We start from the raw sequence: 14909 nt of genomic DNA on the forward strand, positions 1-14909 counted from the left end.
TTCAGTCATTATGACGGTTTTAAAAGAATAAGAGCCGCCGTACGATGACGCCAATGGAATCGCCGACGCGCACCGGCACCACCGGGCCGTCGCAAAGACGGCGATCCTTTCACTCTGATTTGAACCAACAGGAGCATGTATGAAAGCCGTCGGTCTCTATCGCTATTTGCCGATCGATCAAGCGGAAGCCCTGGTCGATGTCGAGATTCCGAAACCGGAAGCCACTGGCCGCGATCTGCTGGTCAAGGTCGAGGCGATCTCCGTCAATCCGGTGGACGCCAAGGTGCGCGCGCCGAAAGACACGCTCGAAAAGACGCCGCGCATCCTCGGTTGGGATGCTGCCGGCACCGTGGCCGCGGTCGGCCCGGACGTCACGCTGTTCAAGGTCGGCGATCCGGTGTTCTATGCGGGCAGCATTACGCGGCCGGGCGCCAACAGCGAGTTCCATCTGGTCGATGAACGGATCGTCGGGCGCAAGCCGGCGTCGCTCGATTTCACTCACGCGGCCGCGCTGCCGTTGACCGCGATCACCGCCTGGGAAGCGTTGTTCGACCGCCTCGGCGTGTCGCCACAAGGCGCGGACGAAGGCCGCACCGTGCTGATTTTCGGCGGCGCGGGCGGGGTCGGCTCGGTCGGCATCCAACTGGCGAAGCAACTCGCGAAGCTGAAGGTGATCGCAACCGCGTCGCGGCCCGAATCGGCGAAATGGGCCACGGAGCTGGGCGCGGATCACATCGTCGATCACTTCGGCGACGTGCCCGCGCAATTGAAAAAGCTTGGCATCGACCAGGTCGATTACGTGCTGATGTTCAACGACACCGACAAGAATTTCCCGGCCGCGGCGGAGGTCGTCAAGCCGCAAGGCAGCATCTGCACGATCGTGGAAAACAGCCAGCCCGTGCCGGTCGAACTGCTGAAGGCCAAGAGCGCCGCCTTTCATTGGGAGTTCATGTTCACGCGCTCCATGTTCGGCACGCCGGACATGATCGAGCAGCACAAGCTGTTGACGGAAGTCGCGCGTCTCGTCGATGCGGGCACGCTGCGCACGACAGTCGGCCAGAGCCTCGGCACGATCAACGCCGCGAATCTGCGCCGCGCGCATCAACTGCTTGAAGAAGGGCGCGCGATCGGCAAACTGGTGTTGACGGGTTTCGACGCGTAAATAGCGTTTCGCCGTAGCGGGCTGAAGCGAAAAAACGGCCGGCGTCGCAGCAATGCGCGCCGGCCGTGTTCATTTGATGCACATCAAACTGTGCTATCCGGTGCGTCGATCTGCAGCAGTGCGGCGCGACCTGCGCTTTCGTGCGCCAAAGCCGCGACACGCGCAGAAAACGCGTCGCCGCAAGCGGGTTAACACCCGATTCGCAGGCAGCGCGCGCAGCGCCGCTTGGCGTTAGACTGGCAGGGCAGCATGCTAAAACAGTTGCGTGTCTCGCGGCCCGGCATCATGAGCCAGGCGGTGCGCGAGCAGTAGCGCTGAAGCGGGCGCGCAGCGGCACAACAACGAGGTGACAGTATGAGCTTCAGACTCTCCGCCGTTTCAGTTGTCGCTTCTCTCGCATGCGCGCTCGCGCCCGGCATGTTTGTGCCGGTGGCTCGCGCGGCCACGCCGATCACGGTCACGTCCCAGTCCGCCCTCGACGGTCCCATCCGCTACACGGTGCGCGTCACGTCGAAACAGTTCGGCAATTCGCAGGAAACCCGCACGATCCGCTCCGGCGAATCGGACGACTTCACGTGGAAGACGGTGCCGCCTGGCGGACCGGTTCCCGCGACGGATGCGTGTCCGAACTATGCGTCGCTGCCGACCGACACCAACGGCGCGATGATCCGGCAGACGCAGATCCGTTTCGCGCCGGTGGTCGCCGGCGACGGCACGGCGACGGTGCAACTGAGCTTCCAGGCGCAGACGCCGAAGGGCGTGAAAACCGTCACGAGCGGCGGCAAAACGCTCAAGTGTCCGAACGACGTGAGCGTCAGCCAGATCGTGCGCTTCACGATGCCGGTGAACGGCAGCACGAAAACGCTCACACTCAGCGACGGCACGGAAGTCGCGATCAGCGCGAAGCGTTGAGTCCAGCGCGTGATGGGAGCACGGCGGCGGTCCTGAACTCGGCTTAGCGCCGTGCCACGGTCCGCTCCACGAGCCGCGCCGACAGAAACCGGTGCTCGGCGGAAAAGAGCCGCCGGTAGGTGAGCAGTACCGCGCCCACGGTCCCCAGCGTTGACGACGCGGCGATCAGGAACATGATCACGATCTGATAGCGCACCGCCTGCAATGGCGATTGCCCGGCCAGTACCTGGCCGGTCATCATGCCGGGCAGGCTCACCACGCCGACCACGGCCATCTGATTGAGTGTCGGCATCATGCCCGCCCGCACCGCCTGGCGCGCGGGCGCCTGTGCCGCTTCCCAACGCGTCGCGCCGAGCGCGAGCGCCATGTCGACGCGATCGCGTCGCGCGGTCAATTCCTCGGTCATGCGTTCGATACCGAGCGACACGCCGGTCAGCGTATTGCCGAGGATCATGCCGAGAATCGGAATCGCATATTGCGGCTCGTACCACGGGTGAATGCGAATCACGACGAACAGCCCGACCGCAGCCACCAGCCACGAACTGATCCAGATCGACAGCACGCTGTCCGCGCGTTGTCCACGATACGTACGGTTGCCGCGCTGCGCGCCCGCGAAGCCGGCGATCAGCGTCATCACGATCATCAGCGGCAACACCACGTACCAGCGGTCGTACTGGAACACCCAGCCGAGCACGTAGCCGATCGCCAGCAACTGGACGACGGTGCGCACGGCGGCCCACGCGAGCTTGCGTTCGAGATCGAGCTTGAGCGCCACCGAGACGGCACCGTTCACGACGATCAGCAGCGCGGCGATTGCGACATCCCACAGACTCAGGTTTTGCAGTGTCATTGGCCGGACTCCTGGTGATACTGATGCGCGGGCGGTATCTCGGGCCGTGCGTCGGTCCGTGCGGTTTCGCCGAGCACGCCGGCGCGCATGGTCAGATACCGCGCGCTCATGCGCGTGGCTTGCGCCGGATCGTGGGACACCCAGATCGACGCATGACGAGCGGGATCGGCGTCGAACCATGCGTGCACCAGTCCTTCGATCGCATGCGACGACTCGGGGTCGAGCGAGGCGGTCGGCTCGTCGAGCAATAGGACTTCGGGCGCGAGTTGCAGCACGCGAATCAGCGCGGCGATCTGCGCCTCGCCTCCGGACAACTCGCTTGCGCGTTTGTCGAGAAAGTCGTCGCCGCGGCCGGCCTGAGCGGCGAGGCTCGCCGCGCGCGCGCGATCGAAGCGCACGTCGCGATACGTGCGCAACTCGAACGGGTAGCGCAGATTGTCTTCGACGCTGCCATCGAGCAGCGCGGGCCGCTGCCGGATATACGCGACGTTGCGCCGGTAGCGCGGAATGGCGGCGCGTTCCACCGCCGCGCCATGCCACATCATGCGTCCCGCATCGAGCGGATCGAGCAGCGCGAGTGCGCGCAGGAACACGCTCTTGCCCGAGCCGGACGGTCCGGTGATCGCGACACGGTCGCCTCCCTGTAAAGCGAAGGTGGTCGGCTGCAGCAACGTCTGGCCGCGCACGGCATCGCGCCGGACAATGCCTTCGGCGAGGACTAAGGGAACATCGGTCATGTTTGAATTTGTAATGGGGGATGCGTAAGGTCGAGGCTCGCTGCAACGTGTGTGGGTGCAACCTGCGCTCAACATGATAAAGCGTTGATAAAGCGCTAATAAAGCGCCAGCGGCATGGCGCTGGTGGTCAATGATCGGGCACGCAACGTGCTGCACGTTGCTCAACGTAAAAGAATTAGCGGAGCCTCTCAATGGCAGTGTCGAGCACGACAGGACGGCGAATCGGAAAAATCATCGCGTGGCTGTTGGCGATTATCGTCATTCTGATTGTCGCGCTGACTATTTTCATTCTGACGTTCGACTGGAACCGGGCACGGCCTTATATCAACGACAAGGTCACGCAAGCGATCGGCAGGCCGTTCGCCATCAACGGCGATCTGAAGGTCGGCTGGCGGCATCCGGTCGGCGAAACCGGCTGGCGCGGCTGGGTGCCGTGGCCGCGTTTCTCGGCGGCCAATATCACCGTGGGCAATCCGGATTGGACGAGGCAGCCGCAGTTCGCCACGCTGGACGAGATTGACTTCCAGGTCAAGGTGCTGCCGCTGCTCGCGCACGATATCGTCATTCCCACCATCAACCTTGTGAATCCTTCGGTCGACCTCGAGCGCGTGCTCGACGGCCGCAACAACTGGACCTTCAAGCTGGCGGCGTCGAGCGCGCCTTCGGAATGGAAGCTCGAACTGCACGATATCGCCTTTGCCAAAGGCAATATCGCGCTGTCCGATCAGCAGAAAAAGGTCGATCTGCAGATGGCGATCGATACGCTCGGCCAGCCGATTCCGATCGGCGAAGCCATGAAGCAGCAGGAAGCGGCGTCGCGCAGTTCGTCGGCGCAAACCATCGGCAAGTCCGGTGCGAACAAGCTGACTCAGCAGGCGAATGCGCAAGCGGCGTCGGAAGCCGCGGCGGCGTCCGCTGCGGCCGCCTCCGGCGCGTCGTCGACGGATATCAGCGCGTCGGGTACCACGGCGGCCACGGGCGCCTCGGGCGGCCTGGTCGCGGGCGGTTCGAAAGGTGCGAGCGAGGCCGTCGTTGCAGGCGCGAGCGGCGTGGTCGTGGCGTCCGCACCGGCCTCGGCTTTGGGCGCGAGCGAGGCGCAGACGCAAGCCGGTGCGAAGCAGGAAATCCCGCCGTACGCCATCGGCTGGACCGTCAAAGGGACCTACAACAAGACGCCGGTGTCGGGCAGCGGCAAGGTCGGCGGTGTGCTCGCGCTGCAGGACGCGAACCGGCCGTTCCCGGTGCAAGCCGATGTCAAGGCAGGCGATCTGCATGTCGGTCTGATCGGCACGATCACCGATCCGGCGCATCTTGCCGCGGTCGATCTGCGCCTCTGGCTGCAAGGCAACAGCATGGCGCGCCTCTATTCGCTGACTGGCGTGACGCTGCCCGACACACCGCCCTATGCAACCGAAGGGCGGCTCGTCGGCCAGTTCAAGTCCACGGGGAACGTCTTCAAGTATGAAAATTTTACAGGACGGGTCGGCGGCAGCGATATCAACGGTTCAATGACCTATACGGCGCGTGAGCCGCGTCCGTTGCTGCAGGGCGAACTCGTGTCGCATCTGCTGCAATTTTCCGATCTGGCGCCGGTGATCGGCGCGGATTCGAACGCCAGCAAGGCCAAGCGCGGCGACGCGACGGCGCAGCCGTCCAACAAGGCGCTGCCGGTCGAAGAATTCCGCACCGACCGCTGGAAGGCGATCGACGCCGACGTGAAGTTCACCGGCCGGCGGATCGTCAAGGACGTGAATCTGCCGATCACGGATCTGTACACGCACGTGGTGATGACCGACGGCGTACTCTCGCTGGAACCGTTGAAGTTTGGCGTGGCCGGCGGCACGCTCGCTTCGGACATTCATCTGGACGGCAGCGCGACGCCGCTCAAGGGCCGCTTCGCGACCTCGGCGCGGCATCTGAAGCTCAAGCAGTTGTTCCCGAACTTCAAGACGATGCAGAACGCGCTGGGTGAAATTAACGGCGACGCCGCGTTGACCGCTACGGGCAATTCGCCGGCGGCGCTCGCGGCAACGTCGAACGGCGAGGTCAAGGCGCTGGTGACGGACGGCACGGTGAGCCGTCTGCTGATGGAAGCGGCCGGGCTGAACGTGGCGAACGTCGTGTATGAAAAGCTATTCGGCAATCGCGATGTGAAAATCAACTGCGCGGCCGCCGATTTTGTCGCGACCAACGGCGTGCTGGAATCGCGTGTGTTCGCGCTCGATACGGACGACGCCGTGATCGACATCGACGGCAACGTGAATCTGCGGGACGAGTCGATGGACCTCGGCGTGCATCCGCATACCAAGGGTTTCCGGGTTTTTTCGCTGCGCTCGCCGCTCTACGTGAAAGGCACCTTCAAGGACCCGCACGTCGGCGTGAACGCGGCCGCGCTGGCCTTGCGCGGCGGCGCGGCGGTCGGCCTCGGCCTGATCAATCCGTTCGCGGCGCTGATTCCGTTGCTCGCGCCGAGCAACAACAAGCCGTTACCCTGCACGCAAATGCTCGCGCAGATTCGCCAGGCCCCGACGGCGCCGCCGCCGGGCGTAAAGCAGCAGCCCAAGTCGGCCATTTCTCTGGATGGCGCGCCGGTCAACAAATCATCGGACGGCGCTTCGTCGCCGGCTACGACGGATAAGAAGAAGCCGGCTGCGGTGTCGCCAGCCAGCGCGGCTACATACAAGGGAAGCTGATGCCTTTCATCCTGCCTGCGGATTGGCTGAGCTGGAGTTTTGGCGGCGGCCTGTCGTTGATCTTTTTGTGGCTGATCAGTGTGCCGCCCGGGCGCGACGATTTCGACGATGTCACGAGCAAACGAGACACGGCGAACGTTGCACACGCGCGCAGACAGATCACCTGAGAGACAAGTCAAATCAAGGAAAGGTGATGGCGCAACACCGTGTGACGAACTGTGTGAACAGACGGTGTTGCGAGCGTGAAGCGCAGCCGTAAACCTAACGGTCTACCTGAGCGAGCGCGGCGCGGCGTCTCCAGCAGCATCCTGACGACGCACCCCGCGACGTGCACCGCCGACGCGAGTCGCGCCGAATTCCGTCAGGATCCTGGCACGAGCGCGGCTGGCAAACACCAGAAAGCCGAAGCCGTCGGCCTCATACCAGTAGCCGCCGTTCTCGAGACCGTCGAGCGGCTGCTCCAGCGCATTGGTAATGGATTCGATGCAACGGCGCCGTAACTCGGCGGGTGCCGGATAGGGCGGTTGTGCGCCACGCACACTGCACAGGAGTACATCGAGTCCCGGCAGCACGTGCGCATAAAGGACCGGCTCGTCTTGCGCGCGAGCACGCGCAATCTTGGTGTCGAGCTGACCGAACGGCTTGAAATGCCGTAGTACCGCGAGGAACGACTCATCGCCGTCCACCTTCGCGCGTCTACGCTTTTTCGGGAAGGACATAAAAATTCGCCTGAAAAAGAATTGCAAGAAACGCAGCGTCCTCATGCGACCACTCCCGGCTTCGCGCGCCGCACGTCGATCTTTTATAGCATACGACAAGGTCGGATTCACGGTGATTCGACAACAACGCCGCCCCACCGCCTCCCGCACGAATCATGCCGAACCGCCTCGCCGCGCGCTTTCGCTTCCTAGCCCACCTGTTTCCATCATAGACGCACGAGGCGTCGAAAAATCATCTCATACCAATAAAAAAGTCATTTTTGTGTGGGGCGGCGCATCTTGCCGGCACGTTGAAATATCTCGAATTCACGTCGATAATGGCCCGTCCGGCTGCCCTACATCGAGCTCGCCGATATCACACCGCACTGTCCCGCCGGCGCGGCGCTGCGTGGCCGGTCACGCGCACCGCCGCGGCTTGATCGACCGCTTGAGCGACCCTTTGCGACCCTTCGGGCGAACATGAAACTATTCACCAAGGGTCTGCTGCTGATTGCAGTGCCGAGCGCGGTCGAGCTGGCGCTTCTTGGGGTCGTCTTCGATACCCAGGAGCAGACAGCGCAGGCCGCGCAGTGGGTCACCAACAGCAAGCAGATTCTCTATCAGTCGTCGGCCATCGTCGATCCGCTGCTGCGTCAGACTGCGCGGGTTCGCACGGGCATGGTGATCGGCGACGCGTCGCTGATCGACCGCCATACCGTGTGGGTCGATCTGGGCGACCGGCTGTCGAATCTCGAGGTGCTGGTCGCCGGCACGCCGCAACAGGTCGAACGCGTGCACAAGATGCAGCGGGCCATCGACGCGTATCGCACACAGACTGTCGCGATCTCGCAGGCGCTGCGCGAAGGGCGTCGTCCGACGTCGTTTGCGGCGCTGGAGACTGGCGCGTTGCCACAGCAGATCGCCGTGTTTCGCGATGAACTCGCGGCGTTCGGCGACGAGGCGTCGCGGCTCGACGCTGAACGTTCGGCCGCCCTCGCGCGGCGCCGCGACCGTCAGCAATACGCGCTGATCGGCGCCGTGCTGGGCTCGATGCTGATCTGGGCCGCCACCGCGGTGGCCTTTGCGCGCAGCATCGGCCGGCGGCTGGAAGTGCTGACCGGGAACGCCGAGCGTTTAGGCAGTGGGCGCACGCTGGCGCCGGCGCTGTCGGGTAAGGACGAAATTGCCGCGCTTGACGCGGTGCTGCATCAGACGGGCGCGCGCCTGCGTGCGGCAGAAGCCCAGCAGGCCATGCTGAAGACGCGGCTCGAAGCGCGCGCGCGGGAACTGGCGGGCGTCAACGAGGAACTGCGTCAGGAGACGCAAGATAATGAAATGTTCATCTACAGCGTGTCGCACGATCTGCGCTCGCCGTTGGTGAATCTGCAAGGCTTCTCGAAGGAACTGCAGGTCTCGTGCGACGAGCTGGACAGCGTCGTCGAGGCGGCAAAATTGCCGCCAGCCGAGCATCGACGCATGGCGCATATTCTCGATGGCGAGATGCGCGAGTCCTTGCAATATTTGCGCACGGCAGTGACGCGGGCCGCGTCGATCATCGACGCACTGCTGCGTATTTCACGCGCGGGCCGGCTCGAGTACCAGTGGCAGCGTGTGAGCGTCGGGCGCGTGGTGGGCCGGGTGGTCGACGCGCTCCAGGGTGCGATCGGGCAGCATGCCGCCGTGGTGACCGTGCGCGATCTGCCGCCCGCATGGGGCGACCCCGGCGCGATCGAGCAGATTTTCAGCAATCTGATCGGCAACGCGCTGAATTATCTCGACCCGGCGCGCAACGGGCGTATCGAAGTCGGCGCGCTGGAACCCGAACCGGTCGAGCCGGCCGAGGCGGGCGAGCCGCGCGCGATCCGCATGCGCACGTATTATGTGCGCGACAACGGCCTCGGCATTCCGGCCGCGTATATGTCGAAAGTGTTCCGGGCGTTTCAGCGCCTGCATGGCGACGTCGCGAACGGCGACGGCATCGGTCTCGCGGTGGTGCGTCGCACGGTGGAACGGCATGGAGGCCGCGTGTGGGTCGAGTCGGCGGAGGGCGCGGGATCGACGTTTTTCGTGGTGTTGCCGGAACAGCCCGCGCGTCTTTGAACTTGAGCAGGCAAAGAGGGCGGCGGCGCGATAATCACAAGCGGCGGGCATCGACCAATCGTTGAGCACGGAGAGCATATGAATCACGGGGAAACGGTCAGCATCGTACTGATCGAAGATGACGACGGCCACGCCACGCTGGTCGAACGCAATCTGCGCCGTGCCGGCATTTCGAACGGCTTCGTGCGCTTTCGCGACGGCCAGCAGGCGCTCGATTATTTCTTCGGCGCGGCGCCGTCAACGGCCGACGCCGCGAGTTCCCCGGCCGATCCCGCTAACAGCGCTGTCCCCGCGCGTGAAGATTTGATGAATTTCGTCGTGCTGCTGGATCTGAAAATGCCGCGGGTGGACGGCTTCGAAGTCTTGCGGCGTCTGAAAGAATCGCCGCAGACGGCCGCCGTGCCGGTGATCGTCCTGACCACGACCGACGACCCGCGCGAAATCGCGCGTTGCTACGAACTCGGCTGCAATGTCTACATCACCAAGCCGGTCGAATACGATGCGTTTATCGAAGCCGTGCGCCGCCTCGGTTTTTTCCTGCAGGTGGTCAAGCTGCCTTCAGGGCATCGTCTCGCGGCGCCGTGATGGAAGGTTCGCATGAAGAAGGTCCGCATGAAGCCGGCCGAAAGACGCTCGTGACAAGATAGACCACTTGTTGACCCTAGCCAGAGAAGACTCCGCATGACCGAAGAAGTGTCCGTGCCGCCCGCCGCCTACGTGCTGGTCGTCGATGACGACGAAGGCATCCTGCGGCTCGCGCGCAAGTCGCTCGAGCGCGCCGGCTGCCGGGTCGCGATCTGCGCCGGCGTCGACGCGGCCCGTGAACGGCTTGCGGCAGGCGGCCCCGACTTGCTGGTGCTCGACTACCAACTGAGCGGGCCGGAAACCGGGCTGGACTTCTTTCGCCGTCTGCGCGCGGAAGGCGTGCGGATTCCCGCCATTCTCGTGACCGGCTTTACCGACGAATCGCGTGTCATCGAAGCGCTGCGCGCCGGCGTGTCCGACGTCGTGCCGAAATCCGGCGATTACCTCGATTACCTGCCCGAAGCCGTCGAACGGGTGCTCTCGCAAGTGCGCCTGCAGCGCGCGTCGGACGAAGCCTTGTTGCTGCGCGATCGCGAGCAGCATTACCGCACCTTGTCGGAGGCGTTGCCGCACCTTGTCATGACCTGCAACGCAACGGGCGACTGCGATTTTCTGTCCAAGCAGTGGTACGACTACACGGGCGTCGCTGAAAGCTGTTCGTACGGTCTCGCCTGGCTCGACGCCGTGCATCCGGACGACCGCGAGGAGATTCGCCGAAGCTGGCTCAAAACGGTGTCGGGCAACGCCGGCGACTACCGGCACGAGTTGCGGATTCGCCGTTACGACGGCGAATATCGCTGGTTCGACTTACGCGTGGTGGCGATGCGCGACGCCGAGGGCAACGTCAGCAAATGGTTCGGCAGTTGCACGGACATTCATTCTCAACGCGAGGCGGCCGAGGAGCGCGAACGGCTGCTGGCGTCGGAGCAGGCCGCCCGCCAGACCGCCGAAGAAGCCAATCGCGCCAAAGACCGCTTTCTGGCCATGCTGTCGCACGAATTGCGCACGCCGCTCACGCCGGTGCTAGCCGGCGCCAGCGTGTTGGAAATGATTCCGGGTCTGCCCGATCAGGCGCGAGCGAGCGTGCGCATGATCCGTCGCAACGTCGAACTCGAAGCGCGGCTGATCGACGACCTGCTCGATCTCACGCGCGTGGCGAACGGTAAGCTGCGGCTGTCGCTGGAAACCGTCGACGTGCACGACGTGATCGACAGCGTGCTCGAACTGTTTCGCAGCGAGATTCAGGTCAAGCAGCAGGACGTGCACGTCCATAAAGACGCGCAGCATCATTACGTGCTGGCCGATCGCGCGCGGCTGCAGCAGATGCTGTGGAATCTCATTCGCAACGCCGCCAAATTCACGCCGGACGGCGGCCATATTTACGTGCGCACGCACGACGAACGCATGCACGTGCAGATCTCGGTCGAAGATACGGGGATCGGCATCGAGCCGGACCAGATCGGCAAACTCTTCAACGCGTTCGAGCAAGGCAACCAGAACATGACACGGCAGTTCGGCGGCCTCGGCCTCGGTCTCGCGATCACGAAGGCGTTGACCGACGTGCACGGCGGCACGGTGACCGCGCAAAGCCCGGGCGCGCACTGCGGCGCGACCTTCACGATTACCTTGCCGACGGCCGCGGCGCCGCAGGTGACTTCGCCGGTCGTGGTGCCCGACGAAGTGCATTCGGGCGGTCTGCTGAACATCCTGCTGATCGAAGATCATGTGGACACCGCGGAGGTCATGGAGCAACTGATTCGCAGCCTCGGCCATGAAGTCACGACCGTGGGCCGGGTCGACGATGCATTAGCCGCCACGCAATCGCAGACCTTCGATCTGATCGTCAGCGACGTAGGATTGCCCGATGGTACCGGTCTCGACTTCATCAAAGCATTCCGCGAGCACTCGGACGCGCCCGCGGTCGCATTGACCGGCTTCGGCACCGACGAAGACGTGCGTCGCTGCCTGAGCGCCGGTTTCACCTCGCATCTGACCAAGCCGGTCAATTTCAGTCAGCTCGAAACGATGATCGAAGTCGCGGTGACTCAGAAGGAGCAGCGGGACGCGTGAGCGTGGAGACCGCCGGCATTGACCCAAATAAGACAAAAGGCCTGTTGCGATCGGGATCGCAACAGGCCTTTTGCTTATGACTGACTCCGGCTGACGCGCCGGAATAGTTAGCGCGGCGAGTTCTTCAACGAATCGCGGATTTCACGCAGCAGCAGCACGTCTTCCGGCGTCGGCGGCGGTTCCGCCGGCGCGGCTTCTGCCGGCTTGCGCAAATTGTTGATGAACTTGACCATCAGGAAAATGATGAACGCGAGAATCACGAAGTTGATCAGCACGGTGATGAACGAGCCGTAACCGAATACGGCAACGCCCGCCGTTTGCAAGTCTTTATACGACTCGGGGCTGCCCTTGAAGGTGGGCGGAATGGGACCGAGGCGAACGAACTTATTGGAGAAGTCGAGGCCGCCGGTGGCGAGCCCGACAACCGGCATGATCAGGTCTTTAACAATTGAATTGACGATGGTGGAGAACGCGCCGCCGATGATCACACCGACTGCCAGATCCATCACGTTGCCCTTGAGGGCAAATTCCTTGAATTCCTTGACCATGCTCATAGAGGTTCCTCCCAGAAGTCGATATTCGAATGATACCAACCTGAGAAGGATAGGCTAGTCTTTTGGCCAGAACGGCGAGGATTGTTTTTTATTGTGGAAACAGTGGCTCGCTATGCCGTGCGCGTTCTATATGCGCGGCAAACGCGATTGGGTCTGTATTGGTGCCGCACAACAGTACGCCCACGCGTTTGCCTTGCAGCTGTTCGCGCAGCGGGCCGAGCAAGCCGGCTGTCGCCGCGGCGCAGGCCGGCTCGACGGCGAGCTTCAGTTGTCCGAACAAGGTCAGCATGGCCGCACGCAATTGGTCATCCGATACCGTGACAAGCTGATCGATATGCCGCCGGCACAATTCGTAGCTGTATTCCTCGGTGTGCGGCGACATGAGCGAGTCGGCAATACCGTGCATCTGGCGCATCTTGACTGTGTGATTGGCGGCGAAACTCTTGCCCATGACATCCGCGCCTTCGGGTTCCACGCCATACACATGCACGTTCGGATTCGCCAGGCGCATGGCGGTTGCCACACCCGCCGCGAGGCCGCCGCCGCCGATCGGCACGATCACCGCTTCGAGATCCGGTGTTTGCGTGGCCCACTCGTAGCCGAGCGTGGCCGAACCCAGCACTGTCCGATAGCCGTTGAACGGATGCACGAAATAGCGGCCTTCCTCGGCCTCGATCCGGCGCACCAGTTCGAATGCCTCGGCAATGTCCTGCGCGAACACGATTTCGGCGCGGTATTGCCGGCACAGCGCCACGCGCGCCGGATTGGCCGCGTGAAACAGCACGACCTTGGCGCTGATGCCGAGGCGCATGGCCGCATACGCGACCGCCACCGCATGATTGCCGCCCGACACGCACGTGACGCCTGCGCTGCGCTGTGCTTCGTCGAGTGCGAGCAGGTTGGTGAACGCACCGCGCGCCTTGAAGCTACCGCCCGCCTGCAACAACTCGAACTTGAAATTCACCACCGTGCCTTCGAGCGACGGAAAGTCCGCCCTGTCGAACACCGGCGTTCGCGCCACCCACGGCGTCAACGCAAAGTGCTGTGCGGCGATGTCGTCGAGCGTGGGGATCGGCTCGCCGTCGATCGTATGGTCGGTGTGTTGCGGCGTGGCGGTGGACATGGCGTGGGCGTGCGTGGCTCGGTATGGGTAAGACTCTTTCTACGTGCGTCGGTTTCAGTGCGCGTGCGCGTCGACCGACATGCTGTGAATGAATTTGTGCAGGAAACGCTCGCACGCCACCAACTGATCCAGCGCGACGAATTCGTTGGGTTTGTGCGCCTGCTCGATGCTGCCGGGTCCGCAGACGATGCTCGGAATGCCCGCCAGCGAGAACAGGCCGGCTTCCGTGCCGTAGGCAACCTTGCGTTTGTCCTGATCGGCGGTCAACGCGCGCACCAGTTGCGTGATGGCGGCTTGTTCAGACGAATCGAGCCCCGGCGCCGCGGCGATCTTCGTGATCTCGATTGCTGCCGATGGATGCTCGCGCAACATTTTCGGCAGCAGCGTTTCGCGTGCGTATTGATCGATGCGCGCGAAGATCGGTTCGGGATCGAGCGTGGGCAGGTTGCGGAATTCGAACTGGAACTTGCATTCGGCCGGCACGGTATTGATCGCATTGCCGCCGACAATCGTGCTGGTTTGCGCGGTGGTGAAGGGCACGTCGTACAGTTCGTCGAACGGGCCTTGCTCGCGGAATTGATCGGCCATGTCGCGGATATAGCAGATCAGCCGCGCGGCGTATTCGATCGCGTTCAAACCCTTCGGCGTCAGCGACGAATGCGCGGCCTGGCCGCGCACGCAGCACTGGTAGGCATTGATGCCTTTGTGCGCCACGATCGGCCGCATGCTGGTCGGCTCGCCGACGATGCAGCCGTCCGGCTTCACGCCGCGCTTCATCAGGTCGGCGATCAGGAGCGGCGCGCCGGCGCAGCCCACTTCCTCGTCGAAGGAGAGCGCAAGGTGAATCGGCTTGGCGAGTTTGGTGCGCTGCATTTCCGGCACAAGCGTCAGCGCCGCGCCAATGAAGCCTTTCATGTCGCAGGTGCCGCGGCCGTACAGATTGTCGCCGCGAATTTCCGGCTTGAACGGATCGCTGTCCCATTGCTGGCCGTCAACCGGCACCACGTCGGTATGGCCCGACAGCACCACGCCGCCGTTCGTTTCGCCGTCGTGCGCGGGAATCGTCGCGAACAGGTTGGCCCATTTGCCGCTTGAGTCGTGCGTGAGCGTGGCCTCGACGCCGACCGCACGCAATTCGTCGCGCACCGTTTCGATCAGACCGAGATTCGGATTGCGGCTGACCGTGTCCATCGACACGAGGCGGGTGACCCACGGGAGCGAAACGGGCGAAGACGAGGTGGACTGCGGCGTGGACTGCGCTGTTTCAGCGACATGAGACATGACAAGACTCCGGCATTTGAGTCTTTCGATCATACCCAAAAAAAAGACGCCCGTATGCTGCGGTGCGTGTTTGCGCACCGCAGCATGAATGCGAAAAACGCTAGACGTACCCCGGTTTTCGACGCTGCGCTAGCGCTGCCACTG

The 14909-nt window shown here is 63.4% G+C and carries 13 protein-coding genes; 7 read left to right on the top strand and 6 right to left on the bottom strand.

Annotation, left to right across the window (positions count from 1 at the left end; genetic code table 11):
* Positions 1 to 139: 139 nt before the first annotated feature.
* The gene (locus B0G80_RS02570; RefSeq protein WP_116116866.1) at positions 140 to 1162 is read left to right on the top strand and encodes a zinc-binding alcohol dehydrogenase family protein; all 1023 of its coding nucleotides are present in this window, start codon (positions 140 to 142) and stop codon (positions 1160 to 1162) included.
* A 354-nt stretch (positions 1163 to 1516) separates the two neighbouring features.
* Positions 1517 to 2074, top strand: coding sequence for a DUF6013 family protein (locus B0G80_RS02580; protein WP_116116868.1), 558 nt, complete (start codon positions 1517 to 1519; stop codon positions 2072 to 2074).
* Between the two features lie 43 nt (positions 2075 to 2117).
* On the opposite strand, the gene B0G80_RS02585 is transcribed toward B0G80_RS02580, so the two are convergent.
* The gene (locus B0G80_RS02585; protein ID WP_116116869.1) at positions 2118 to 2924 is read right to left on the bottom strand and encodes an ABC transporter permease; all 807 of its coding nucleotides are present in this window, start codon (positions 2922 to 2924) and stop codon (positions 2118 to 2120) included.
* Positions 2921 to 3661 carry an ATP-binding cassette domain-containing protein gene (locus B0G80_RS02590; RefSeq protein WP_116116870.1) on the bottom strand — a complete coding sequence of 247 codons (741 nt, stop codon included), beginning with the start codon at positions 3659 to 3661 and terminating at the stop codon, positions 2921 to 2923. Before B0G80_RS02590 ends, B0G80_RS02585 begins: the two co-directional genes overlap by 4 nt.
* A 191-nt stretch (positions 3662 to 3852) precedes the next feature.
* Between B0G80_RS02590 and B0G80_RS02595 the strand changes: the two genes are divergently transcribed.
* Positions 3853 to 6354 (top strand): AsmA family protein, encoded by a 2502-nt coding sequence (locus B0G80_RS02595; RefSeq protein WP_116116871.1) that lies wholly within the window; start codon positions 3853 to 3855, stop codon positions 6352 to 6354.
* On the top strand, positions 6354 to 6521 hold the full coding sequence (locus B0G80_RS45645) for a hypothetical protein (RefSeq protein ID WP_181919895.1): 168 nt from the start codon (positions 6354 to 6356) through the stop codon (positions 6519 to 6521). The genes B0G80_RS02595 and B0G80_RS45645 overlap by 1 nt, the downstream gene beginning before the upstream one ends.
* A 102-nt stretch (positions 6522 to 6623) precedes the next feature.
* Here B0G80_RS45645 and B0G80_RS02600 read toward each other — a convergent pair whose 3' ends face one another.
* Complete coding sequence (locus tag B0G80_RS02600) at positions 6624 to 7118, bottom strand: hypothetical protein (RefSeq protein WP_106283513.1); 495 nt, start codon at positions 7116 to 7118, stop codon at positions 6624 to 6626.
* 414 nt (positions 7119 to 7532) lie between these two features.
* Here B0G80_RS02600 and B0G80_RS02605 point away from each other — a divergent pair, with 414 nt between their 5' ends.
* The 3 genes from B0G80_RS02605 (at position 7533) to B0G80_RS02615 (ending at position 11807) form a co-directional block, all read left to right on the top strand.
* Positions 7533 to 9152 (top strand): ATP-binding protein, encoded by a 1620-nt coding sequence (locus B0G80_RS02605; RefSeq protein ID WP_116116872.1) that lies wholly within the window; start codon positions 7533 to 7535, stop codon positions 9150 to 9152.
* Between the two features lie 78 nt (positions 9153 to 9230).
* Positions 9231 to 9737, top strand: a complete 507-nt coding sequence (locus B0G80_RS02610; RefSeq protein WP_116116873.1) for a response regulator — start codon at positions 9231 to 9233, stop codon at positions 9735 to 9737.
* A 96-nt stretch (positions 9738 to 9833) separates the two neighbouring features.
* On the top strand, positions 9834 to 11807 hold the full coding sequence (locus B0G80_RS02615; RefSeq protein ID WP_116116874.1) for a response regulator: 1974 nt from the start codon (positions 9834 to 9836) through the stop codon (positions 11805 to 11807).
* 107 nt (positions 11808 to 11914) lie between these two features.
* Here B0G80_RS02615 and mscL read toward each other — a convergent pair whose 3' ends face one another.
* From mscL to argE, 3 genes are all read right to left on the bottom strand, one after another.
* Entirely contained in the window at positions 11915 to 12361 is a 447-nt protein-coding gene (gene mscL, locus B0G80_RS02620; protein ID WP_106283509.1) for a large conductance mechanosensitive channel protein MscL, read from the bottom strand.
* Between the two features lie 88 nt (positions 12362 to 12449).
* Complete coding sequence (locus tag B0G80_RS02625; RefSeq protein ID WP_116116875.1) at positions 12450 to 13484, bottom strand: threonine/serine dehydratase; 1035 nt, start codon at positions 13482 to 13484, stop codon at positions 12450 to 12452.
* Between the two features lie 54 nt (positions 13485 to 13538).
* On the bottom strand, positions 13539 to 14765 hold the full coding sequence (gene argE / locus B0G80_RS02630) for an acetylornithine deacetylase (protein WP_116116876.1): 1227 nt from the start codon (positions 14763 to 14765) through the stop codon (positions 13539 to 13541).
* Positions 14766 to 14909 lie beyond the last annotated feature (144 nt).

Origin of the sequence: Paraburkholderia sp. BL6669N2 (assembly GCF_003387275.1) — a bacterium.
Classification (GTDB): domain Bacteria; phylum Pseudomonadota; class Gammaproteobacteria; order Burkholderiales; family Burkholderiaceae; genus Paraburkholderia.

Coding starts and splice junctions, on each gene's coding strand:
- mscL (WP_106283509.1), bottom strand. CDS start 12,361: ATGAGCATGGTCAAGGAATTCAAGGAATTTGCCCTCAAGGGCAACGTG.
- B0G80_RS02585 (WP_116116869.1), bottom strand. CDS start 2,924: ATGACACTGCAAAACCTGAGTCTGTGGGATGTCGCAATCGCCGCGCTG.
- B0G80_RS02590 (WP_116116870.1), bottom strand. CDS start 3,661: ATGACCGATGTTCCCTTAGTCCTCGCCGAAGGCATTGTCCGGCGCGAT.
- B0G80_RS02610 (WP_116116873.1), top strand. CDS start 9,231: ATGAATCACGGGGAAACGGTCAGCATCGTACTGATCGAAGATGACGAC.
- B0G80_RS02600 (WP_106283513.1), bottom strand. CDS start 7,118: ATGAGGACGCTGCGTTTCTTGCAATTCTTTTTCAGGCGAATTTTTATG.
- B0G80_RS02570 (WP_116116866.1), top strand. CDS start 140: ATGAAAGCCGTCGGTCTCTATCGCTATTTGCCGATCGATCAAGCGGAA.
- B0G80_RS02615 (WP_116116874.1), top strand. CDS start 9,834: ATGACCGAAGAAGTGTCCGTGCCGCCCGCCGCCTACGTGCTGGTCGTC.
- B0G80_RS02580 (WP_116116868.1), top strand. CDS start 1,517: ATGAGCTTCAGACTCTCCGCCGTTTCAGTTGTCGCTTCTCTCGCATGC.
- B0G80_RS02625 (WP_116116875.1), bottom strand. CDS start 13,484: ATGTCCACCGCCACGCCGCAACACACCGACCATACGATCGACGGCGAG.
- argE (WP_116116876.1), bottom strand. CDS start 14,765: ATGTCTCATGTCGCTGAAACAGCGCAGTCCACGCCGCAGTCCACCTCG.
- B0G80_RS02595 (WP_116116871.1), top strand. CDS start 3,853: ATGGCAGTGTCGAGCACGACAGGACGGCGAATCGGAAAAATCATCGCG.
- B0G80_RS45645 (WP_181919895.1), top strand. CDS start 6,354: ATGCCTTTCATCCTGCCTGCGGATTGGCTGAGCTGGAGTTTTGGCGGC.
- B0G80_RS02605 (WP_116116872.1), top strand. CDS start 7,533: ATGAAACTATTCACCAAGGGTCTGCTGCTGATTGCAGTGCCGAGCGCG.